Annotated in this window: 16 protein-coding genes; 4 read left to right on the top strand and 12 right to left on the bottom strand. The window is 48.2% G+C overall.

Annotated features, from left to right (window positions below; all coding sequences use genetic code 11):
- Window positions 1-55: 55 nt before the first annotated feature.
- Window positions 56-3742, bottom strand: a complete 3687-nt coding sequence (locus ACYVGR_RS36080; RefSeq protein WP_460965543.1) for a PAS domain S-box protein — start codon at window positions 3740-3742, stop codon at window positions 56-58.
- A 268-nt stretch (window positions 3743-4010) separates the two neighbouring features.
- Here ACYVGR_RS36080 and ACYVGR_RS36075 point away from each other — a divergent pair, with 268 nt between their 5' ends.
- The 3 genes from ACYVGR_RS36075 (at window position 4011) to ACYVGR_RS36065 (ending at window position 6329) form a co-directional block, all read left to right on the top strand.
- Window positions 4011-4346, top strand: coding sequence for a PKD domain-containing protein (locus ACYVGR_RS36075; protein ID WP_460965542.1), 336 nt, complete (start codon window positions 4011-4013; stop codon window positions 4344-4346).
- A 3-nt stretch (window positions 4347-4349) separates the two neighbouring features.
- Window positions 4350-5399, top strand: coding sequence for a hypothetical protein (locus tag ACYVGR_RS36070; protein ID WP_460965540.1), 1050 nt, complete (start codon window positions 4350-4352; stop codon window positions 5397-5399).
- A 102-nt stretch (window positions 5400-5501) separates the two neighbouring features.
- Window positions 5502-6329 (top strand): hypothetical protein, encoded by an 828-nt coding sequence (locus tag ACYVGR_RS36065; RefSeq protein WP_460965538.1) that lies wholly within the window; start codon window positions 5502-5504, stop codon window positions 6327-6329.
- 114 nt (window positions 6330-6443) lie between these two features.
- On the opposite strand, the gene ACYVGR_RS36060 is transcribed toward ACYVGR_RS36065, so the two are convergent.
- From ACYVGR_RS36060 to ACYVGR_RS36025, 8 genes are all read right to left on the bottom strand, one after another.
- A complete protein-coding gene (locus ACYVGR_RS36060; RefSeq protein WP_460965536.1) occupies window positions 6444-7841 on the bottom strand; it encodes a WG repeat-containing protein in 1398 nt (465 codons plus the stop codon).
- A gap of 38 nt (window positions 7842-7879) precedes the next feature.
- Window positions 7880-8617, bottom strand: a complete 738-nt coding sequence (locus ACYVGR_RS36055) for an FkbM family methyltransferase (RefSeq protein WP_460965535.1) — start codon at window positions 8615-8617, stop codon at window positions 7880-7882.
- A 20-nt stretch (window positions 8618-8637) separates the two neighbouring features.
- The gene (locus ACYVGR_RS36050; protein WP_460965533.1) at window positions 8638-9240 is read right to left on the bottom strand and encodes a retropepsin-like aspartic protease family protein; all 603 of its coding nucleotides are present in this window, start codon (window positions 9238-9240) and stop codon (window positions 8638-8640) included.
- Between the two features lie 164 nt (window positions 9241-9404).
- Entirely contained in the window at window positions 9405-10727 is a 1323-nt protein-coding gene (locus ACYVGR_RS36045) for a hypothetical protein (protein ID WP_460965531.1), read from the bottom strand.
- A 189-nt stretch (window positions 10728-10916) separates the two neighbouring features.
- Window positions 10917-14351: a hypothetical protein gene (locus tag ACYVGR_RS36040; RefSeq protein ID WP_460965529.1), complete on the bottom strand. Its 3435-nt coding sequence runs from the start codon at window positions 14349-14351 to the stop codon at window positions 10917-10919.
- 107 nt (window positions 14352-14458) lie between these two features.
- Complete coding sequence (locus ACYVGR_RS36035; protein WP_460965527.1) at window positions 14459-15949, bottom strand: hypothetical protein; 1491 nt, start codon at window positions 15947-15949, stop codon at window positions 14459-14461.
- A 107-nt stretch (window positions 15950-16056) separates the two neighbouring features.
- On the bottom strand, window positions 16057-16500 hold the full coding sequence (locus ACYVGR_RS36030) for a hypothetical protein (RefSeq protein ID WP_460965526.1): 444 nt from the start codon (window positions 16498-16500) through the stop codon (window positions 16057-16059).
- A 90-nt stretch (window positions 16501-16590) separates the two neighbouring features.
- On the bottom strand, window positions 16591-18096 hold the full coding sequence (locus tag ACYVGR_RS36025; protein ID WP_460965524.1) for a hypothetical protein: 1506 nt from the start codon (window positions 18094-18096) through the stop codon (window positions 16591-16593).
- 195 nt (window positions 18097-18291) lie between these two features.
- On the opposite strand from ACYVGR_RS36025, the gene ACYVGR_RS36020 reads away from it, so the two are divergent.
- The gene (locus ACYVGR_RS36020; protein ID WP_460965522.1) at window positions 18292-20109 is read left to right on the top strand and encodes an Ig-like domain-containing domain; all 1818 of its coding nucleotides are present in this window, start codon (window positions 18292-18294) and stop codon (window positions 20107-20109) included.
- Window positions 20110-20198: 89 nt separating this feature from the next.
- On the opposite strand, the gene ACYVGR_RS36015 is transcribed toward ACYVGR_RS36020, so the two are convergent.
- From ACYVGR_RS36015 to ACYVGR_RS36005, 3 genes are all read right to left on the bottom strand, one after another.
- Complete coding sequence (locus ACYVGR_RS36015; protein WP_460965520.1) at window positions 20199-21065, bottom strand: Rpn family recombination-promoting nuclease/putative transposase; 867 nt, start codon at window positions 21063-21065, stop codon at window positions 20199-20201.
- A gap of 144 nt (window positions 21066-21209) precedes the next feature.
- Window positions 21210-23078: a M1 family metallopeptidase gene (locus tag ACYVGR_RS36010; RefSeq protein WP_460965519.1), complete on the bottom strand. Its 1869-nt coding sequence runs from the start codon at window positions 23076-23078 to the stop codon at window positions 21210-21212.
- Between the two features lie 205 nt (window positions 23079-23283).
- Window positions 23284-24594, bottom strand: coding sequence for a M20/M25/M40 family metallo-hydrolase (locus tag ACYVGR_RS36005; RefSeq protein WP_460965517.1), 1311 nt, complete (start codon window positions 24592-24594; stop codon window positions 23284-23286).
- Window positions 24595-24836: the final 242 nt, after the last annotated feature.

The raw sequence follows: 24836 nt of genomic DNA, 5'->3' as shown, positions 1-24836 counted from the left end.
CATTTTTTTATGGACTTTCCTGTCATTCCGACCTTAGGAGGAATGACAGGAAAAACTACTTCTTCAATTCCACCAAAAACTCCTCAAATGCCTGCTCCAGCGCTTGTAGCGCTTCGGCTAATCCGCTGGTATCGTTGACTTTTAGTTTCCCTTCGGCTACGCGGGCAATCTCGGCTACGCGAGACACGCCGATGGTTCCGGCGCTGCCTTTGAGCGTATGCAAGTGGCTTTTTACCGTTGGAATATCACCCAGCGAATACGCTGACAGAGAGCTACCGACCAGGTCTGTGGCCTCGGTTACAAACTCTTCCATAATACTGTCTACCAGATCCTGACCGCCAATATCACGGAGTTGCCCAACAATCTCAGGATCAATAATGGGCAGAGCTGGTTCCGCCACCTTAGCAATAGGTTTGGGAGCAGGGGCCGCACTTGACTCAGTGGCAGCGCGTTTGGCCCGATTGGCATCCGTCAGTTCTTTGACCTTAGCCACCAGACTCTGCGCTCGAATGGGTTTGGCAATGTAGTCATCCAATCCCTGACTAATGAAACGCTCCCGGTCTTCCTTCATCGAATAGGCCGTCATCGCAACAATGGTTGGTAAAGATTTGCCAAACTGTTCGCGCAGTCGCCGAGTGGTTTCAACGCCGTCCATATCCGGCATCTGAATGTCCATAAAAATGACATCGAAACCCTCTGCTTCACCAGTGGCGCTGGATTCTACTTCCCGAATAGCAGCTGGACCGCTGTCGGCGGTAGTGACAACGCAGCCCGATTTCCGAAGGATTTCACTCGCCACTTTCCGGTTTACGGCATTGTCGTCAACCAGAAGCACATTTGGATGGTAGGTGCTGAAGAAGTTGGCCAGGGCAATTTCAGCAACTTCGGTTGTTTGCTGCGTTGGACTGATGGCGGTTTCTTTCAGTTCGATCGTGAACCAGAAGGTACTGCCCGATCCGACAGTCGATTCTACGCCAACTTCGCCTTTCATTAAATGCGCCAGTTCTTTCGAGATGGCTAAGCCTAAGCCCGTACCTCCAAACGATTTTCGAGAAGAGGTATCTACCTGGCTAAACGAGTTGAATAACAGGTTAATATTTTGTGGAGAAATACCGATGCCGGAATCGGTAACGGCCACCCGAATTCGGTTGAATTTGCCACGCTTACTAATGAGCGACGCTTCGACCCGAATGCTACCATGTTCCGTGAATTTAATGGCATTGCTGGTTAGGTTCGACAGAATTTGGAGCAGCCGTGTCTGATCGGCAATAACAAACGTAGGTAAGTCTGGCCCGAGATGATACGTCAGGGTATTGTCTTTAGAATTAGCTTGTTGTCCGAAAAGGGCGATTAGTTTTTCGAAAATCTCCTTGAAGGCAACTGGCGACTCGTGCAGAACCATCTTTCCTGCCTCAATTTTCGAGAGGTCCAGGATGTCGTTCAGAATGTTCAACAGCGTTTCCGATGAGCGTTTAACGGTTTTGACGTAACTACGTTGTTCCTCGTCCAGTTGCGTATCGTTCAACAGATCGATCATGCCGATAACCCCGTTCATCGGCGTTCGAATTTCGTGGCTCATATTAGCCAGAAACTGCTCTTTTACTTTCAATGATCGTTCGGCTTCATCTTTGGCTTTAACTAATTCTGCCGATTGCTTTTTCAATTCAGTAATGTCGCGAGCTAGTACTGCCACCACTGAGCTATTGCCCGGTTCGTCGTTCAGCATCAGCATGTTAAACATGTACTGCCGTTCACTACCGTCTTTTCGGCGCATGCTGGCTTCGAAATTGCGCAGACTGCGATTACGAGCCAGCTTAAACATGGCATGGCGAATCGCATTTTCGTCAATGAAGAATTTGGTAATCTCTTGACCCAATACTTCTTCCGGCGTATAGCCCATCCGTTTAAAAATAGATGGACTAATCATCGTAATTCGGCCTTTCCGATCAACACGGGCGTAGATGTCCTGTAGGTTTTCGAAAATACCCCGGAATTTTTCTTCACTCTGGCGGGTAGCAATCTCTGCACGTCGGCGGTTGGTAATATTCCGAGCAATTCCCGACACTTCATCAATGGCGCCACTGGCCAGCAAAATCGGGTTGAGGTGAAACTCATAATACGTTTCCCCAGCTGTGGTCATGAAATGCAGCTCAAAATTTTGCGGCAATCCCCGAAAAGCCTGTCGGTAACGTTCTTCGAGCCGGTCTCGATTTTCATCGCCAATCATACGCCAGCCGAGTTCGGGCGCATGGGCCTGAACAGAAGGCGTTTCATGAGTCTGATACTCAATAAGTCGAGCGTAGTTTTTATTGAAAGAGGTTAGTTGAAGTGCTTTATTGACCGACCAGATCAAATAGGTACTACTATCGAAAATGGCGTTCAGACGAGCATTTTGTTTGTCCAGACGAGCCTCCGATTGTTTTCGGGCAATGGCCAGCGCTACCTGACCTGAGATGAATTCCAACAGCTCCAGATCACGCGGACCATACGTTTGCGCATCGTCGTATGACTTAACGCCGATGATTCCGGTAATTTCATCGCCAATACGGAGCGGAGCCGTTAGCATGACCTGTGGCTGCCGCTGGCCATACAGATCAATATCATGGTGTTCTTCTAACTGGCGAATATCCCGCTCGTACAGAAATAAAGGCTTGTTGGCCAGAATGGTGTATTCGATAATGCCATTCCCTAATTTCCGTTTGGTAAACCGCATGGTACTCCCGAAATATTCATCGACATAGTACGGGAATGACAGAAACGTTTTAGTAGAATCATAGAGCGCAATGAAGAAGTTACGGGCGTCGATAATGTGTCCTAACTCTTCGTGAATCTTATGATACAGCTCGCCCAGGTTAGGCGTATTGATTGTCCAGTTGGCGATACTGTAGTAGAGCTTCTGCGATTTTTCGGCCCGAATTTTGCCAGTCGTATCGTGCAGGATACAACGGAAGGCAGTAGGGCGACCGTTATCGAACCGGCAGTTGACGCTGCCCGACAAAAACAGGGTTTTCCCTGTTTTGCTCCGGAAAACAGTCTCGACATAGGGAAGCTTATCGCCTTCCTGAATGCGTTTGAGCATACCGAGCGTGCTGGCGGCATAGTCGGGATGGAGGACATCGCTTAGGTTGAGCGCCGAAATCTCTTCGGAGTTGTAGCCGAGGGCTTCACGCCAGGCGCGGTTCACGAAGATAAATTTGCCATCGAGCGTGAGCAACTGAATCAGATCGGACGTGTTATCGACCAAATCCTGTAGTTGAGCATTGGTGTTCGACAGGGCTGAAGCAACGCGACGTTTATTGGTGACGTCTTCGCCAATGACGGTAAATGAAGCAACATGATCATCAATACTATTGACAATGACCGAGTTGAGCTGCACATTGCGGAAGGCACCCGAACGGGCAAGTAACGTAATTTCTTTTTGCTCAGGAAAGCCACCTCTTACTAAAGCCTCTTCGAATTCAATTTCAAGCTTGGCCCGATCAGTTGGAGGAATAAAAATTTCGAAGAAATTTTTGCCAATAATCTCGCTCGGTTGCCAGGCTGTTACCCGGTACGTATACGGATTGGCATAACTCAATGTTCCGTCGCGTTCAATTGTCAGACCCACTAAGTTGAGTTGATCAACTGTTTGGCGAACGTCGAATATAGGTTGCGCGTCAGACGGTGATTGTCCGTCGCGTTCATGGTGGAGTCGTTGAATTTCGGCCACTAGTTCATCTTTTGTTTTGGCAGACCAGCGCATAGCGTTAGGCAATGTATTGTATAAATTTACGAAAATGTTGGGTTCCGTTAACGACTGTATAGATAATTGAAGATGGCCCGCTGATTTTTATGATGTATTAAGATCAGGTTATGATTTGACTATGATTAATACCTGTCAGTTCAAAAATCATAATTTATCTCAATGATCATAAAATCAGTGGTCTATTGGTTTAGGAAACGGATTTGCACATTAGACTGTATGTCGTTGCGGAAGTATTGCTTACATTGGTGTGTGTCAGTGAATAACTATGGGAAGGTATTTTATTTATTTGTTGGTATTGCTGGCCACAATGGCTTGTGAACCCTTTGATTTAACGAAAAAAAACTTTCCCGTCTGTGCCAAACCGTCGGCCTCGGTTGGGTACGCGATTGGGCATTTAGATGTTACCTTTTTCTTGGATAATCCGCAGGGCGACATCGGCGTTGTTGGCTGGGACCCTGGCGATAATAAAGGCAAGACCCGCGTTGGAACCCGCGTAACGTATACGTACGATCAACCCGGCACCTACACCATCACGCTCACGATTGCCAATTCGTGCGATGATAAATTCACGACGACCCGCCAAATTACTGTCAGCAATTAACTCATGATGCGTCTAGTTCTCCTTTCCATTTTTTGTCTCTTTCTGGTTTTGCCAGGCCAGGCACAGGAGCGCGTCCGTAATGTTCGGATTCATGTTGTCGATTCCTCGCAACTCGAAATTCGCTATGATCTGATTGTTGCCCGCCCTGGCGATTCCCTTTATTTTGAGGTGCAGAGTCGGTTACGAGGTACCTTGCATATTCTACCCGAATTTGTGCGAGGTGATATTGGCATACGCATTACGGCGGGTTCGGATCGACGGATTATCTGGGATGCATTGGCTAACGGGTACTCGCTCAATGAAGAGATTCAGGCAAAAGTTCTCGTACGGGCGAGCGTTCCGTTAGTTGCTTCACGTCCTGCAAAAGTAGAGCGCTCAACTCAGGTAACACATCCGAAACCCTCTATTTTTGCTTCAGATAGCGTAAACAAAGAGCCTGCTAAAATCGCCCCAGTTGCTACGACACCGCCTGTTACGACTACATCACCAACATCTACGCAACCACCAGCTTCGGTGGCGGTTTCAACACCAAGTCCTCAACCACCAGTCTCGCAAACTGTACCAGCCGTTCAGTCAGTCAGTGAGGCTCCGCTGGCTGTTGTAACTGATTCGGTTCGTCGGCCAAAAACACGGTATGCTGGGCCAGCCTGGGCGTTACTGTCGGCTGTGGCGCCAGGAATCGGGAATATTTTTGTACAGATGCCTAAGCCTAAAGTGGGTTTCCGGCCGTTATTGACTATAGGGTGCTACGGACTGATTGCCTATGGCTTATCGGAGCGAACAAAAGCGCAGGATGTCTATGCTGTTTATGAAGAGCAGAAAAATAGTACTGCTGGCGAGCCTTATTACCAAACTGCCAACGACCATCATCATCGTTATTTCATGGCTACACGGGGGGCTGTTGTTGTGGCGGCTGCGGATGTAATTCTGACATTTATCAAAGGATTGCGGAATAGTCAAATTCAAAAAGAAGCCAAACGGTTTCAATCAGTTACGCTTCGGCCTGGCTTCCAGGCAGGACAAATGACAGCAATGGTACGGTACTCGTTTTAATGAGTGAATGAGTGAATGAGCGAAAGATAGGGCCGCCCATGCGGTGAAAATTCTGAAGCAGATGTTCACTCATTCACTCTCTCACTCTTTCGCTCATTAATTATGCGTTTATTTCTGACAATTTGCTTAGTAGCCCTGACATCGGTCATAAGCTTTGCACAGTCGACAGAACGACGGGTGAAATCCGCCGTTTATTCGGCTTCCAGTGAGTGGCAGCGAGTAACCCTTAGGCCAACGTCCCGGTTGACTACGAATTCATCTGTCGTTAGCCCGTCGACGGCAACTGTGCCGCCTATAGCTCAGCCGGTCGATCGCCTGGAACCGACCGTTGCCAACTCGTCTGCTCCGGCCAGTCCTGACTTTCGTCCGGCATTTATCGGCGATTTTGCCACAAGCCGAAACGGTTGGCGGTCTGGTAACAAAGGGGATTACAATTACCAGATAAGCCTAGGGCGCTACAGCATTCGTAAATTGAATGTAAATACCTCGCAAGTCGCGTTTAGTGCTGTTGAATTGCCTACGGATATTAACCTGAACAGGGCGGATATATTCACGATAAAGGTCGATGTGCTGGCCGATTCAGGCCAGGTTCCAACGGGCGGACTACTGTTTGGCGTGAAGGATTCGCTCAATTATTGTGCTTTTACGTTGAACGCAAAAGGCGAAGTATCGGTGAGCCGGGTGATTAATGGGCAAACAACCAGCGATTACCTAGCGGGGCGTTATATCGTACCGGGCGTAGCCGTTGAGAAAAACCGTAATCGGCTTATGATCAAACGAAACGGAGAAATACTTCGATTTTATATCAATGCCCAGGAAATTCGCACGAGTCCGTATAGCCTCAAAGTGTTTCCCGGTAATGGCATTGGCCTGTTGGCATCCGGCTATTGGACCTCTTTCCAGAAGCTAAGCGTCACGCTGGGGCCGTGATTTTGAATTTTGAATGATTGAGTGATTGAGTGATTGAATAAATACAGTCTGAAAGCCATTCTATCATCCACTCATTCAATCACTCAATCATTTCTATCACTCAATCACTCAAAATTAATTCCTCACCTGCTCGCCACTTCGGTTGATGGTCATGAGTTGGCCATTCCGAAATACAGAGGCCGTATTACCGCGAAATGGCGTAACGGCTTCGTATTCGGGTGGAATTACCCATTCGTCAAACTCATTGACGTAGCCCCAGCGACCACGACTTCGAGCGCGTCGCCAGCCGTGTTCGTCCATACCCAGCTCCACTTTGTCGTAAGGTTTATTGCCAAAAGCCTCCTCATATTTTCCTTGGCGGGCATCGGCTGGAGTAGTCGGCTTTGGTTCGGGTTCAGATGCAGGAGGGGTATCATCCTTAGTCTTACTACTTGTTTTTTCGTCGCTTTTCGGAACCGTAACTGAAGCAACTGGGGCATCGTTGGGCGCTTTGGCTGGCGTATCTGTTGCTTCCGTCGTTTCGGGTTCTTTATCCGGTTTCTGATGGCTTACCGTTGAGACCTCTACCGGCTGATCAGTCTGAAGTGAGCCCGTTGTCTGCTCCGTTTTTTGCCTTGGTTTTGGTTCGTTAGTCTTTGCGTTACTGCTTTTAATAAACCAGTAAATAAGCGCGAGTAACGCCATCGCAAACAGTACCCCATACACACCACTTCGGTCGCGCGACATGACCTCCACGCGTACGGTGCTGAGGGGATTGTTATTGGCGTCGAACAGGGTATAATCGGTGCTTTTGGATGGTTTTACCCAGCCCCGATTGTTTGGTGATAACCCTTCGCCCAAATCATCGATCGTAACGGCTAGCAAATTCTCAACATCCCAGGCTAGCGTTACTGATTGCCCCTTGTATATGCGCGCTGGGGTAGCTGTAAAAGACCGCACAAGCGGTGGGGGCTCATATAGTGTAGAAACGGGTTCCGCAATAGGCTGCTCAACAACTACTGGTGGAGGTAAAACTGGCTCTGGCTCCCGGACTGTAATTTTTTGAGGCTCTGGTTGAGGTGGTTCGGGTTCGCTTTCGATTAATTCCTCAAACTTGTCAGGGATTTCAACCGAAGGGGCTACTGGTTGAGGTGGCACAACAACGGGTACTTCGGGTGCTTTTGGGGTAGCACTGGAAGTAATTCGTTGTAATACAAGCGGTACCCACCGATTTCGGACGAAGTCGGGAGAGAGTTTTAGCGAGGTGGCAGCATTAATAATCTGACTTAAATCCTGCTCGATCAGGTGGGCGCGTGAAGGCTGCGCTAACCGGGCAATCCGGGCCTGTATATTTTGAAACAGTAAGCTGTTATTGGCAACTTCCTGGCTTATTTCGGTCGCTCGTTTGAGTGCGTCAGTCAAGGAAAGGCCTGCCTGTTGTGCATCCTGAAGATAGCCGTTGGTTCGCCAAACGTCGGGCCCGTCGAGAACAATGGCTTCACGAAGTCGGTCGGTCAGTTCGGTTTCAGTCATTAGGTAGCGCGTCAGGGTTTACGAGTGAAGTCAATGTTTTAAGGATAACGCATAAACAGGGCAGTTGTCCAGGAAAGTTCTAGGCCATGCGCCCGTTCTTTTTCATAATAATCAACTAACCGCATGTTGTGGTCGCGCATGAGCGCCAAAATCTCCAATGGATCAGACTGTCCTTCATATAAAGATGCAAAGTTCAGTTCCAGCATAACGGCCCCGATTTGTTTGTTTCGAAACAAATTAGCTCCTCCACGGAGTACGGGAAGCTCGAAGCCCTGCGTATCAATTTTTAGTAAGTCAATCTGTTCGAAACCCCGCGCCGAACAGAAATTATCCAGCGTGCTTACCTGAACTGATTCGGTCAGCATCAGCTTTTCTTCCGCAAATATATTTTCCGATCGGTCGGGGTTTACGGGCAGAAATGAACTCAGTTCCGATTGGGCGTAATTGCGAAACTCGGCAACCCCAACCTGTTCGCCCAGGGCGAGCTGATGAAGTTGTACCCTTGGCCCGAACGATTGACTCGCCAGTGTTGCAAAGGTAGCAGATGACGGCTCAAATGAGTGAATAATCGGATCACGAAAACAGCCCTGAAATAGTTGAATCGTTTGCCCACGATTGGCGCCAATATCGAAACAGACCGGATTTTCGTTCCGAACAATGACTTTCAAATCATACGGTAGTTCATGACCAGTTATGGCATTGGGATACCGCCGGGCAACAAACAACCCGAACGATGAAAACACCGACTTTACATAATCGACTAGTTTTTTGCTCATAGCTGTCAAACGGCCTGGTTTCAGTCGAATGTTACTACATTTCGTCGATAATCCACAGAGATTTTACCAAATTTCGACAAGGCCGACTGACCAAGCAACAAAGGGGCTTTGTTACTCCGCACGACGTTAGCATTCACGTTTTCAAGAACCCGATCGCCAATTTGCACGGACTTTAGCCGAATGATATCACCGGGAGATAGGTCGCCGTTGGCGTCTTCAAAACGCGATTGCCCTACAATATCGGCTTCGGTAATGGTGCCCTGCTTCATCATGAATTCGGCTTCTGTAGACGAAATCGAAATCAGGCTGGCACCTGTGTCCAGAATGAATTTCATGGGATGCCCGTTGATAATTACCGGTACCTTGTAAACGCCCTTTTCTTTTTCCATCGCCACTTCCGTTGGCCCGCTTCCTATCTGGGTTAACGTTGGTTTAGGGACTGGTGTTTCGGCTTGAGCCGTTTGGCTCGTCGGCTGTTCTGTCTTCGTACCTTTTTTCTTTCGCGGTTGGTGACTACCCGATCGGGAGCAGCCCGAGCACCCTGAGAGATAAAGTACGATGGCGAAAAGGCATAAGGATATAGCGAGCCGAACGGCGATTGTGCGAGCATGTGTGATTTTCATGACTATCTAACGAATGACAGGGCTGGACACGACGCCTTGTGTTATATTTTTTTGACAGGATTAACAGGATAAAACAGGATGTTGGCTCTCTAATCCTGTTTTATCCTGTTAATCCTGTCAAAAAAATACTGTTGCAGTCGGTTGTTTTCGATTTGAACGTCAATCTACTCGTACCGAATTAATGCCTTCGTTTTCACGCGCCAGACGCCATTTTCGAGCACAGCCTGACCGTCCCTACGCATTGCAATTCGCGTGTGGGTGGTTGTATAGCTATTCTCGCTCTCGCAGGCTGTTTCAATCATGTAGTTACGATACGTCAGAAACCGAGCCACCCGACCCGGCTCGGCCTCGAACCGGAACGAAGCGACTGATGGATTATTGGCGCTGACGCTGAATCGGTAAGCAGACTCGGGCGAGAGCATGTCTGATTTCTGCGATAAATCGAACTGCCCGTTTGGATCGGGTGGGGGAAAGTAAAATACCTCCGAACGAGCTGGCATTGGTGCTGGTTCGGGCGCCTGAATAGCAGGTATTTGCTGCTGAATCTGTATAGGTTCAGGTGTTATAGTAGGCTCAATTTGTGGCTCGCCAGATCGAGAAATTGGCGCCGATTTCGGCGTTGGTTTAGTCAGTTGCTGTTTTAACTGCCGGATGGCCAGCAATGGATTATCAGTATCCAGTTCGGTAACAATCTTATCGTAGGCATCCGCCTTTTGCCGATAATCGACTCGTACAGAATTGGCTTCATTTCCGGGTTTAGCCGCTCGACGAGCTGATTCTAGCGAATTTGTTAGCTGATTGTTTTCATCCAGTAACGCTTTGATTTCTGCCTGTACTGCCCGATAGAGCAATAAATAAATGGCTCCCGCGCCAACCAGCAATCCAATAATACCCCCTACGATCATCATCCAGAGTTGTTTTGCTTCAGCTTCTTTAGCCCGACTTTCCAATTGACTTTGGTGAAACGCTGCGGGGTCTATATCTGTCTCCTCTACTGGTGTGGTCTGCGCATCAGCCGAACTATCCGAAACCGTTGGTGCGGGTTCAGTTGCTATGGCTGGCGGCAGCATCCGATCAATTTTAACTAGAATCTGAGCCTGAATGGCTGAGCTGAGCGGCTTGCCATAATTGTTATCTGTTTTGTAACGAGTATAGAACGTGGCCAGTTGTTTCCGAATGGCTGCATTGGCATCCTCGGGCGACATGGCGGCAAAAGCAGCGGTATTTTTCAACTCACTCAACTCCTGCATTTTAGCGCCAACCTGATCCCAGCTGCCCACCGTACGAATAATCGTTTGTGGGTCACACCCATCGCCACAGTTGCGCAGTTGAGTATAAATTTCCTGAGCCTTCGGCTGATTGATCTTGGCAAATACAGCAATCGCTACATCTTTCGTCATCGTATCAACCGCCGACTGGTTGATGTTCTGGGCGAAGGAGGTTGATGTGAGTAAAGCGAAGAGGCTTATACAAGATAGTCTTAGCATAAAAGAAGGTTAAGTAGCTGGTCACCAAAGTCACTAATACATTGAGTGCTATCCCGTGATGTCGGTTACTAATAACCGACAAGTAAGGTTTCTCAAAACCTATTTTCACGCGTTAGGTTTTGAGAAACCTCAGGTGTCAGATTCTTAAATCTGACATCACAGAAAGCACAAAGCAATCAACAAACTAACCTACACCAGTGCGTTGGCTAGTTTGTTAATAGCGCCAATGAGTGGGTAGAAAAACAAGGTTTCCTCGATGGGAGCACCAAGTGCATCGGTCATTCCACTATATTCGGCCGCTACATCGCCCTCTTTTCGTTGAATGCCATCCATGAGCGATGTATCCAGATGCGTTCGTAATTCCTGCTGGGCAATCACCAACGACCGCGCCGATACGTTCAAATTCCGAACGAAACTAAACTGCTGATTGATGGCGAAGAAGAAATCAATAAACGCATTGGTTTCTTTCAGCAGCGAATCAATTACTTCGGGCTTACGTAAGTCAGCATAAGTAAGTGCGGGGAACTCATCGTTGAAAGTTGCCGGATATACATAGTTGATCGCTTCAGTATCGACCGGACGGCTGTTAGCGGGTTGCATGAGGGCACCTTTACAGGTCACTTCTTTTGGCCCTTTACGCTCATAAAACAGCGTTAGTCCACTCGTGTCGTACGTTTGCTCATACACTTTCTCGAAGATAGCCTTTGCCAGCTTGCCTAGCATCTGGTCGTCGGAGCTGATGATCGTGAGTAATTTAGAACCCGTTCCACTGAAAGTGATGGCTCCGGGCAAACTAATATTTTTATGTTTCATCAACCGCGCAACGTGGTAAAGCAGCGCCGAATAGAACAGGACAAACACGATTTTCAAATCTTCGTCTTTGGCCAGTATGCCATTGAACGACAGCATGCTTTTGGCCTTCACATCGTTGCTTTTCTCGATCGAAAACCAGAACGCCATGATGTCTTCCGAGCGGTTCGTGTCCAGAATCCGGCGGTTGTTATCGCTCAGATTTCCGAGGCTCTGACTGTCTAGTAGCGTCTGAATCCGGTCGGCATATTTGCGCACAAAACCGTTATGGCTGGCGGCACCGTATTCACTGAAAGCATCCCCATAAATAGCATTTCCCGCAAATCGGAAGGAGGTCAGCAGCTTGGGTTCGTTGCGTTCATAGACCACGACATCGGAGGTGCCACCACCAATGTCCACGTTGATAACAGGCCGGGCCGACGCACTCAGCGTTGGATTTTGCTTGTAATAATAGAATGGTGCTACCGATTCTGACACCTCGCGCAACCGACCTTGTGCACCACCAATGTAGCGGTCGTACAGCAACTGCCAATCGGCGCGGAGCTGGCTTACGCGACCGGGCGTCATACTGGCCGGGAAGAACCAGTAGACGGTCGTTTGTAAGAGATTCCCACCTTCGGTCAGCACCTTGTTTTTGATCAGCATCAGCAACTCTTCCAGAAAAGCCTCAACCCGGCGTTCGGTCTGATCACTGGTTTTAGCCCATTTCAGGTTGGTGGTGATTCGGTTAGAACCAGCCGGTTGACGCTCAACATAGAACGGAATATTAAAGTCGGCCAGTGCCTGCGTTTGCTGATTGAAACTCAGGTTCATTGGCTCGGCAATAGCTGTGCGCGTCGGGAAGTTGTCGGGTCGGCTGGGGCCGATGGTGGGCGGTACAAACTCTAGATCGTACAGCAAAAACAGCTCGAATAGGGCTGGGTTGTACTGAGCCGGAGCCACTAAGGTTGCTACTTGCGGAGTCAGTTCGGCCACATCGAACGGGCGAGGTGATCCACCATCCACTTTGTATTCAACGTGTGTGTTGGTCGTCCCAAAATCCACCGAGAACTCAAACTGCTTGCTACCGCCGTTGTACAATTGCCAGCGTGGAATCAGAATCCCGTTCATCTCGCGACCGTCACCACGAATATTTGTCTGTAAATAATCGAACTCTTGGCGCAGCACATAGTACACGCTCGATCCGTCGGTATTTTGCTGACGAACCGTTCGGTTATGCTTCGATTCAACTTGCACTTCGGTGTTTTCCTTCTGGCCGAAATACGTCAGCTCATACTGATTCTGACTATCGAAACCCGATTCAATGAGCTGAACCCGGTAGTCTGCAGGAACGGTAACGGCTCCCGACCGCACAAACGGGTAGATGTTGACCGTGAACGAGTTCTCGATAATAATCCCTTCGTTAGCAATCTCATTCGGCGTCCCCGAACTGCCAGCTGTTTGGCTGTATAATCGCTCGAAGGTGACGAACTGATTACCGGGCTGGTTGGGTGCTGTAACGGGAATGTCGAGCGTAACATTAATGCCCCCCGCCTGTGGAGTCATCTTGAGCCGAACACGGCCCATGAGCAAGTCGTCGACATCGAAGAAATCAAAGAAATCCTTTTTGAGCGGGAGCAAAAATCCTTTATCCGTGGCAGGTGTTTGCAGGTTCCCATCGAAGAATCGGCCCCGGTCGGTTGGGAACGGAAGCCGGATCAGATAAGGCTCCAGCAAGTCGCTGACCGTGAGCCAGGGGTAATTGCCCGGCTGACCCGGTAACGGTCGCTGGTTATCGCGCCACGATTCGCGGGCGTAGTAGGGCACGGGTGTATTCGAATTCCACTGCGCCTGTGGCACGTACATAAACTGCCGGAAAAAGCGATTCTGCAATGCCATTGGGCGGGGCTGATTCGGATTCAACCGGGCGTACTTATCTGATTTGATGATGAAATCGCTAACCTTATCAATGGCGCGGGCATCGGATTTTTTCTTGCGAAGTGGGAAGCCCAGCACTTCCACAATATCACCCGGTCCTGTTGTTAGCTCATCGAAATCCTGATCGAATTTTTCACGCGTTAACAGTGGCTGCCCGTTGTGCGACTCGATATGTTCGTAGAACATAGCCGGGTTTTGCTGTTGCAACAGACTCCGGCTTCGGTTCAGGTAGTCGTCCACTTCGCGGAAACGGTCGCGGAAGTTGGGCATGAATTGCTTGATGGCGTACCAGAATTTCTGGTACTCAATGTCGCGCTGGTGCAGCGGGCAGACCGATGCATCGAATAGCCGATCGTTTCCCATCGACACGTCGACCCAGCTCAGATCATTCCCCGAACTGAAAAACAGCGTTTTAGGTGAAGTTCCACCTACGACTCGTCCGCGATAACTGAGCACAAACAGCCGATTGATATCGGCAAAATTGTATTCCGGTGCATCCTGATCCAGAAACAGTTTCAGCGCGTCGCCCAATCGTTTATGTCCCTGATTGGTCGACTGCCGAAGCCGGTTAAGATCGGTATGAACATCGAATGGCGTGATGGTGATGTAGGTTTTGAGCTTGTCGTAGTTGAAAAACAGCTCGCCTACGTCCAGCGCGTCGGACACGATACGCTGGTCGTTCATCGTGCCGCTGAGGTCAGGACGAAGCGCCAGATTGAGGAAGGCCGAACGCACTAAATCCATCCGGGCAAACGGGCTTGGAATAGACGTTGGCTGTTTTACGGTTTGCCCCCCCTGTGGGTCACGAATGGCTGCAATCTGGTCGGTGCCAAGCGGTTTGCTGACATACCAGTGCAGGCCGGGAGTAGGGTTATGTAGACTGAATGTTGTAGGCATGTATTTTCTGTTTCAGGTTCCAGGTTCAATGTTTCAGGTTTGCCGAAGATGAGTGTTTTCTCTAGCGCGCAGTCAACCTGAAACATTGAACCTGAAACGTTGAACAATTAATAGTCTAAAACTTTCGGCAGCCGTTCGCGGACGAATCGGTCGGTGCCTTCTGAGAACAGTTGTATGAATTTATCGGCTTCGCTGCCGTAGGCTTTGCCTTCAGCCGTTTTGTTGAGCGTCTGGTCGAAGTCGTCCACGATGTCTAGCTTCACATCCGACTCACCGCCGAAAATCCCTTTCTTCTTCGGCTCGAATCCGCGCACGGTGTGGCCCAGATTTCCCGCATCGAGCAGGAACGGTTCAAACGACCGCTTGTTCTCCCGCATTTCGGAAAGCCACTGCCGGAAAGCCGCATCGAAATTTTTGACGCTGTTGAAAAAGCCCGAATTCAGAAACGAAGTCGAAATGGTTGGGTTGGCTTTTGACCATTGTACAGTACCAGCCGCCTGCCGAAGTCGCTGGCTTAAGTAGGTACTGAACAGCGCCATTTTCGACAGCGGTAAGCTAATGAGTTGCTTCGTGGCAGCGGCAAGATTCCCCAACTGGATGCTGATGCCATCTTGTTCGATGCCAAATTCCTTATAAACTGGATTCGCCGGGCGTCCGTTTGTAACGGCCAGACTACTGTCGTCCATGTTCATGAAATCGACAATGGCTAATGCTGACGCCATTTCTACAAAGTGTGCTTCGTTTTTCTGACCACCTGCGCCGGGATCGTAAGTGTAGGCTTTCGTCTGATCGTCGCCGATGTAATAAAGCGCATTTACGGACGGATTCACACCCTTCTGGTAGTAATTCAGAGCCGCTTTGGTTTTGGCAATAAACGAAGCCGGGTCAATCAGCTTGTTGTCGTTTGTGGTCAAACTGAAATAGGGCATTACCGACACCGCCCCAATTTTGGCATTGGTCAGGAAGGCTGGATTCGGAATCTGCCCGATGGCCTGCGCGCCCCGAATATTTTTGAGCAGGATCGGGAAACCAGCCGCGCCCGTTCCCCCAAAAATCGAACTAACGATAAAGATCCGATCGTTGGCACCAAAGTTCTCGGCAAACGCCTGAAACACATCGGAGTACCGGAATTGATTCAGAACTGTACTGCCAATATTCGGATTGCCAACGAAACCAATGTCCATTTTGGTTTCCAGATTTTCATCTGAAAATAGAAGGCCCGCAAAGGCTTTACTTGGCCCATCCAGTCCTTCGTAATTGATATAATCCCGAAACTTCTCCTGCTGAACACCCTGTAATTCAAAAACGTAGGTGTCGGCAATGGTTGCATTGCCACCTATGGAGCGGTTCAGGGTTTTGATTTCGGTACTAAAAAAACCGGAGGTTGGTTTAGTCTGCATACCCGCCCGGATGTTGCCGTATTCGCGCAGCAAATCTTTTGTTCGCAGCAGATCGTCGTTGGTTGCGTGAGGGTCCAGCACTATGGGGATCACCTCGTCGGTATTGTTGAGTTTAACGCCAGAGGCCAGCAAAAACGTCAGGGCTTTCAGCACCCGCGAACCCGTTCCGCCAATGGCGAAGACAAATAGTTTAGCCATGAATTCTTGTTTAAAGTTTCAGGTTTCATGTTCCATATAGGCTATCAAAACGGTTGATTGATGCCGAAGGAACTTTGAACCTGAAACATGGAACCTGAAACAGAAAATTATTTCGATGGCCACAGCATGGGCCGATGTTTCGCGTTTTTACTGAAATTTTTCATCACCATTGAAATGATGAAGAAGATGAGTGCAGTGAGTAGCGCCATTTCGAAGGCATAACTCAGGAATACGCTGATTCCCTGATCGAATAGTGTTCCCTGATTGGGATCTGCTTCATCACGAGGAATATCCTGATTGGCTTTTTGGTAGCAGGTGACGAGTGTAATGATGAACAGAAATAGAGAACTGACACCTGTCATGAGTAGCCAACTGCCCATCCCACTGAAACTCACTTTGTTAAATGGCCATATATAGAACGCAAACGCTACCACGAGGGCAATGCCGATGGCTGTCCAGGTGATGGGCGAAAGCAATTCTTCCTGATATAAATCTTCGAGCAACGCACCGTTGACGAACAGGTTGTAAAAGTTATAGAGTGATTCTTCCATAGTGCAATGAGTGATTGAGTGAATGATAGAATGAGTGAATAGCTATCGCAAATAAATTAGCCGGAGGTATTCATTCATTCTATCATTCACTCATTCTAAATTGATAGTTAACGTGAAATATTCGGTTTGGTTATTGGGGTTGTAGGCGCGTTCGACGCCTTGTAAGAGGTTTTGAATACCGAAGGTTGTATTGGCATCGGGTTCGACATCGTTGGTTGTATTGGAATTGGCAATCCACCGGGGGGGAAACTGCCGACGTAGCCGAATTGTCGCCGTGCGTTCACCACGAGCCGGTTTGTCGGTGGTGAGCAGGAGTTTGTGGGTGGTTCCGTTGGCTCCCGAATAGGTCTGCACAGTCGAAACCTTGAAATGGTCTTTTCCATCCACTACATATTGGCTGGCGTCGGTTAATAGCGATGCGGGTACACGCAAAGCTGATAAATCGACGGCTACTGGAATGGTCAGACTTTTATCGGTCACGTCGGGTTGCACATCGGTCAGTGCATGAACGGCTTTGGCATGGCTCCGAACTTCTTCGTCCGACCGTTTAAAACGACCTTTACGAGCCGGATCAGTTACTAGTATGCTGTAAAATGGTGTCGTTACCTTTTCATCGCGACCAAAGAACCACGAATCGGCGAAGCCTGGCAGTTGGTCGAATCGGCGAATAGTCTGATATGTTTGATCCTGATAAAGCCGCTGAATCGTTTCGTTACGGCCAATCAGACAGAGGTAATAAGGCCGTTCGCCAGCATATTTTTTCTTGGCGTTATTCCAGCTATAGTAGGTTCCGTCGAAGTCAGCGTTGAATTTCAGAACTAGCATCGAATGCGTGCTGGCGTATGGATTGAATACGGTTGTCAGTAGGGAACTGGCTGCATCGAGCGTTTTCTGGGCACTCATACCGGCCAGATTTGCATCCGAATAAATCAGATCAGAGACTAGAATACTAAGATCGTCGCCGGAGGTATTGCTGAGAATATCGGTGAAGATCTTTTCAAAATCGGTGCTGGTTGTCTTGCCCTTTGTTTTGGCGACCGTGAATATGTTTTTCTCTTTGAAGAATTGCGGCAACGATAAACCCAGATCATTGACTTCGGTATTAACGACGAATAACTTGCCCTGACCGGGATTGACCGCATCGAATTCGGTCAGTACATCGTTGAGGGTACGCTTGAAGGCGCCGTTACCGCCGGGCGCATCATACGGAAACATGCTACCGCTGGCTTCCAGATACAGTTTCAGCCGTAATGGTTTTCCCGATACGGCTCCCCCCGACAAATTGACGGTGGGCGTTTTGCCCTCTTTGGCGAGTTTCCGGTACACTCGGTTGCGCTTAATGTAAGCCAGCAGCGCCGATTCGTCGATTTTTCCATCGGGCGTGAGCAAAGCTGTCGTCTTTTTGTCTTTACTAAGCTCTTTACTTTCCTGCGCCACAAACACCCGGAGGGCGTCGGCTTCGGTTACGTCGATGGTGTTGTCGTCCAGGGCATCACTAATTTGTTCGTCGAGATGATCGGCCGAGCTGGAGCAGCCCGATAACCATCCTGCCGAGACAAGAAGCAGCATCAATACATAAAAGCGAGGGTGGGTCATGAATGAATTATGAGTGATTAGAAAGTCGGGGATTGTTGGCAAATGTATTTAATCCTGTAGGCGCTACCTTTGTTTTACGAAGTAGAACTTTAAATTTTCTTAAATTTCTATAGAACGTAACGAACCAGCGGGCCATTTTATGTCAATCGGTACAGATTAACGATGAACGGACGTTTACCTTTGTAGCTAAATTTAATGAGTGAAAGCGTGAAAGAGCGAAAGAGCGATTATCCGTTGCAGGGTCCTAAAGTAAGTTGTTTAGAGGTGATTCATTCGGTGAGTAAATGGTTTCGCTATTTCTTTTTTGCCTTCTTTCTGACACTGCCGTTCTTGCTCCAAAACTGCGCGCAGGTGGCCCAACCGCCCGGTGGCAAGAAGGATACCCTTGCGCCAAAACTAGTGAGTAGCCTGCCTGCCAACCGGCAGCTGAATTATAAAGGCAAGACCGTTGAACTGGAATTCGACGAGTATGTAAACAGCGAAAACCTCCAGCAAAAAATCACGATTACACCTCAGGATAGCAATACATTCGTGGTGAAGTCGCTTCCGTTTGGTATCCGGTTGAACTTCAATAAGCAGTTTTTACCCAACACGACCTATACCATTGATTTTGCAGACGGGATCAAAGACGTCACAGAACGAAACATTGCCAAAAACACCAAAGTGGTATTCAGTACCGGGCCGACTATTGACTCGCTTTTTCTGACCGGAAACGTGGTTGACGACGAAAGTCGTACACCCTTACTAGGCTTTGTAGTGGGCCTTTTTGCTTCGACCGATACATTACCTATTAATCGAAAACGCCCTCAATATTTTGCCCGGACAGACAGTAGTGGGAATTTTCGGATCGAAAACGTGAAGGCTGGCCTGTATAAAGTGTATGGGTTCGATGATAAGGATTTGAATCTGGTAAACAACACGCCGGGTGAACGAGTGGCCTTTCGGGATAGTGTGCTAAATCTTAACCGGAATTACACGGATATCAATATGGTGGCTTTTCGTGGCTATGGTAAGCCGCGTATCAGTCGACGTGAACGCACCGACGAGACGCTGGGATTAGAACTCAGCAGCGGTATTGCCAGCTATAAACTGCGTTACGGAAGGCCCGTGTCCACGTCGGCCGCATCCTCAACTGCTACATCGACGACTGGCATTTCTACATCGGCCGTATCGACAACTGTTGCAGAAGCCCCTTATACGGGTGATACGCTGGTGTCGTTTCTGGAAAATCCTAAAATGATTCGGCTTTTCCGGCCCGCTAATCGGGCTGCTGATGACACTCTACATTTAACGATTGTTGCCGAAGATTCGGTGGGTAACGTTACAGAGATGCGGGAGCGAATTTACTTTTCTCCCCTGAAAACAAAAGCTAAAAATCGGTCGCCACTGACGGTACAGATCAATCCGCCATCGGGTGAGCCAATTGACAAAAATCTGGAATTTACGCTGGTGTTCAACAAGCCGGTGTTTCGGTACGACACGAAGTTGATCATTATTGGCCCGGATAGTACGAAACCGCTGCCGCTTACACCCGCCAACCTGACGTGGAGTAACAATAACTCTCGCCTAGTCATCAAGCAAGCTACCAATCTGAAGGATACGCTGCTCTTTCGATTACAAAAAGGCTCGTTTGTTAGTGTGCAGGGCGATACAATGGCCAAATATTCTGCCCGATATAGGATAGCGGAGGAGGATAGTTACGGGTTAATTGCCGGGCGAGTAAGTCCCGCAACGATTGGCTCGGCAGGTAAGAATTTCATTGTGGAATTGCTGGACGATAAGTACAAAGTAATCCGAACCTCCTACGGAACGGCGGCTTACAGCTTTGGTCGACTTAAACCCGGTCTTTACCGCGTTCGATTAATTATCGATGCCAACGGCAACCGAAAGCGCGATATTGGCAATGTTCAGAAGGGTATCCAGCCCGAACGAATTATTTATGCGCCGGGTAGTGAGGAGAATGGCAGTATTCGGGTCAAACAGAATTTCGAGCTGACCGATACTGATTTTTGAGTAACGAAGAGTGCTACTGTGCCACCAGGTTGGGGAGTAGTTTTCTTTCGAAGACCTTTTCGTTTAGATCTTTGGGCCGTATAACTTCTTTACATAAGCAATTGCTGATCAGTGGGAAAATTATGCTGGATACTTTCCACAAATTCAAGCGATACAGATACTAGTATAGCTGCTTGTTCTGGAGTCAAACCCATCTGAAGAGCATTCTTTACAGTTTCTTTTTTAATAACTATTTCTGCTTCCTTAATTTTCTGTTTTTCAGCTTTGACGGCTTCGGCATTAGCTGCTGTTACGCGAGCAAAATAAGCCCGCTCTTCAGGCGTCATTTTTCGGGTGTCCAGTTCTTCAATCGCTCGCTTAAGCCATTCTTCGTTCCAGAAGTCAGGATACTGAGTAGGTTCGGTTGTATGGAGCGTCTTCATAGTATAAACCAACTTTTCCAGGTCGGTCTCAATATCAGCTACTTGCTTATCAAATTTAGCCAATTCTACAGTAATAAACGTCATTTGGTGATCAATGATTTCACCTTGCTCACTTCGTAAATTGGCAATGGTGTGGAAATGAGTCGTTGGTAAGATACTTTTGGCCAGAAAGGCAATAGCGTAAAGCTTAGGGAGATATGCATAATCAAACTCGCCCCGTTCGACCAGCGTATTGAATTTGTGCAGAGCATAGAACTTCATGCGTTGCACAAAGTAAGAAGCATGCGCCAATTGCATCTCAACAATAAATTGCGTTCCATTTTCGTCGGTGCATGATAAATCGAAAATTCCACTTCGACTATCGATTGTCAGTGCTTCAAAGGCATTCTTGTCGAATTTAATTTGACGAATGGGTACTTCTGATTTGATAAGTGCCTGCAAAGCAGTACGCAAAAATAAATCGTCAGACTCGTTGCCAAATGTCGCCTTAAAACCGTAATCAGAAATGATGGGAATGTATACACTTGTCTCCATTTTGCAAATGTATTGCAAATTAGGATACATATGGTAGTAAGTATTTTTAGGCCTGATAGCTAATAAAAAAGGCTTACAATGGATATAATTTAGCCGCAGTAAGCCTTTTTTACTTGTTTTCTGAATTGAGTGAAAGCTGGGGCTTCACTTCGCCTTCCAGCTATTATTGCTTTCGTCGGCGTCCATGAAAATGCCGCCTTCCAGCGTTATTGACTGAATTTTCTTTTTGACAGGTAGTTTTACAATGGCCTGTTTCTGATTCGCTTGCCAGATGGCGGGTGTCTGGTGGAAGGTTTCAGTAGTACCATCTGCCAACTTTACGACAATATCCATTGGTGCTACATACCCACCGATATTCTGGATCGTAATAGTGCATTGGGTAGGCGAGGGCTCTACCTTTTGGATGGCGAAATCAATGTAGTTATTACTGAAGAACCAGTTGTTCCAGAACCAGTTCAGGTCTTTGCCCGACGCACTGTTGAAGCTGTAAAACATATCCCATGGGTTGGGATGTTTGCCGTGCCAACGGTTGATGAATTCGTGCAGGCATTTCTTAAACCCAGCTTCGCCCAATAACTCTTTAAGCGCCAGATACCCAATGGCGGCCTTCCCATATTCATTATTACCCATTGCGGCCCCACTCAACACATTGGCGGGGGTAATGATCGGTAAATCCTGCTCGGCCGATGGGTCTTTACTCCAACTGGTAACCCGGAATTGCTGGAAGTTTTTGGTGGCCTTTTCGTTTCCCAAATCGGCCTGACTAATTAGGTACTCAAAAGCCGTTGTCCAGCCTTCGTCCATAAAGCCATAGCGGGTTTCATTGATGCCCATGTAAAACGGGAACCACGTATGCGCAATTTCATGCTCGGCCACGAAGCGTGAAAAATTCAGATCTGTCGTTGTGCCATCGTTCACCATCATGGGGTATTCCATATCGGCAAACCCCTGAACGATAGTCGTTTTAGAATAGGGGTATGGAATGCCGGGTAAGTTATTCGAAAACCAATCCAGTGAATGACGCCCGAAGCTAACCATCTGATGGAAATCAGCAGCATTGTCTAGAAAAGCAGCCTGAACACTGGCCCGACGGTTCGTTTTCTTGTCGACGACAACGCTCGACGCATCCCATACGTAGTGATTACTGATGCACAATGCCATGTCAGAAACGTTATTCGCCTTCCATTTCCAGGAATTGACGGGTTGTTGAGCTGTCACCTGTTTGGCGGTCAACTCAGCGAGGGTAGCTACGTGAATTAATTCATCGGTTTGTAGGGATTCGCTCAACCGTTTGGCATAGGTTGGTTGCAGTACGTCGTTGGCATTCTGTAAATCGCCAGTTGCCCAGACTACATAATCTTTGGGAACATTTACCGTGAGAGTGTAATCGTTGAAGTCATTATAAAACTCCTGAGCCTCAGTAAACGTAGTTCGGTCCCAACCGTAATAGTCATCATAAACAGCTACACGTGGGTAAAAATAGGCCAGGAAGAACGTAGTAGAATCAAGCGACCCTTCTCGCCCGCTCTCGATCGAAACATCGTAATGCCAATCGAACGCAAGTTTGACGGAATCTTTGGGCATCAGGGGCTTGTTCAACAAAACCTGTTTTGAGGTGGCAACACCAGCATCGCGCCAGGTTTTCGGGGTGCCATTCTCGCTGTATTTGTCGATGTGAATCCCCGAGGTGAGGTATTCTTCTGAGGCTGGTGCTTGTCGGATAGCACCTGCTTTGTGGCTGTTGAGAATCAGTTTGTAGATCAGCGTCGTTAGCGTATCCGGGCTGTTGTTGATGTAGGTAATCTCTTCAGTACCCCGGATGGTACGATTAGGGGGCGTGGCGTTAACGGTGATGTTATAGCGTGCGAAATTCTGCCAATACTTTGCCCCCGGCTTCCCATCCATTGAACGTGTTCCTTTCTGATAGGCTTTTTTTACATTACGAGGCATGTATAAACTCTGCGCCTGGGCAGTCCCGAAGGCGAGTAGGCAAACTAAAACAAGTAATCTCATGGTAGATGGAGCGTTTGTCGACTAAAAGGTAATTAGTTGAGTCGTCGCAAGCTACTAAAAAAGCCATAAGTCAGAGTCACGACTTGGAAGAACGGTAAATAGTCTAGTGATACCAGTTACGGTGGTGTCAGGTTCTCAAACCTGACACCACGGATACAAAAAGCCCCTCTCCTGCAACAGGAGAGGGGTTGGGGTGAGGTTAAACTTATTTCTTGCCGCCTTTATTTAAACCGGCTTCTGCTAACAAAACAAGCAAAATCCGTTGCATGCCCAGATAGCCTTTATCGTTTAGCCACCACTCGTTCAGGGCATGTTCGCCCCCGCCAATACCACCACTGCCAATAGTAATGGCCGGTATACCTAAGGCAATGGGCGTGTTGGCATTTGTGGAGGCTACGTCTAATTGTGGTTCAGCGTTGAAGTATTTCGTTGCGGCCATGGCTCGCTGCACGATCGGAGCAGTAGCCTCTGTTTTACCCGACGGGCGATCGCCGATCTTTTTGACGTCTACGGTCAAATCGGGGCCTTGACGTTTGATGCTGTTTTCCTCTTTTAGTGCCCGCTGGATGGCCGTCTGAAGCAATTGATCGACTTCGTTTAGTTTTTCGGGGCTTTCGGAGCGCATGTCAATTTCCATCCACGACTCGTAAGGAATGGCATTTACCGATGTACCTCCACCCATAACACTCACGCTATAGGTCGTTTTAACGCCTTGCCGGGTGACTTTATCGGCTGCTGTTGTGAAGTAATAAATAGCTTTTCCGGTGGCACTGTGTGGGTTGACAATCCCAAACGAACCGTAAGAGTGGCCGCCTGGTCCTTTGAACGTAACCCGATACCGGTGCGAACCCAGACCCCGATGCACGATACTGCTAATCCCATCGCCATCAACGGCAATGTATGAATCAACTTTGGGGCTGCCTGGTCGAAGTAAATGCTTTACGCCACGGAGGTCACCTAGTCCTTCTTCCCCCACGGCCCCTACAAACAGTACATCTGCATCTGTTTCAATAGAGGCTTTTTCCATACCTTTCAGAACAGCCAGTATGGCGGTCAGACCGCGCGTATCATCGCCAATACCGGGTGCGTAAAGGGTATCACCATGTGGTTTTACCTTGACATCGGTTCCTTCCGGGAAAACGGTATCCAGGTGCGACTCAACTACTACCGTCTTCTTACCCGAACGACCTTTCCGCTTAGCAATTACGTTGCTCACCTCATCGATCCAGACCGAGTCGGCACCGGCTTCTTTGAGCATAGCTGCGTATTTTTTTGCCCGAACGCTTTCCTTGAACGGTGGCGATGGAATCTCGGTCAGCGTAAGGTGATCCTGTTTCGTTTGAGGCTCCAGGTCAATGAAGATCTGAAATGCTTTTTTTACAGCAGGCTGATCGGCTAGTGTTTTCACTTGATCCACATACTGTTTATCGGGAGTAATTTGCTGGGCCTGGAGATGTTGGGCTGTGCCTAAAATAGTTACGAGTACTGCCGCAGCTAGCGAAGAAATTTGACGCATGGAAGATGATGAAGCCAGAAAACGTGCTGAAAAAAATATCAAATTAGATTATTCAGTGTTGAGGCTGTTTGTGTCTCAAAAAAGCGCTGAATATCGAGTAAAGTTATCATTTATTTGGCAAAATGGGGAAATACACAGGTTGAACGCATAAAAGAGTACAACGATTTAGCTTAGTAAAGTACAATGTCTGGCTAGTTAGAGCCTCTTTCTAGTACTTTAACGGCCATTTTTTTGCTGACGTC

The organism is Spirosoma litoris (genome assembly GCF_054776755.1).
This window is presented reverse-complemented; position numbering and strand designations above follow the sequence as displayed.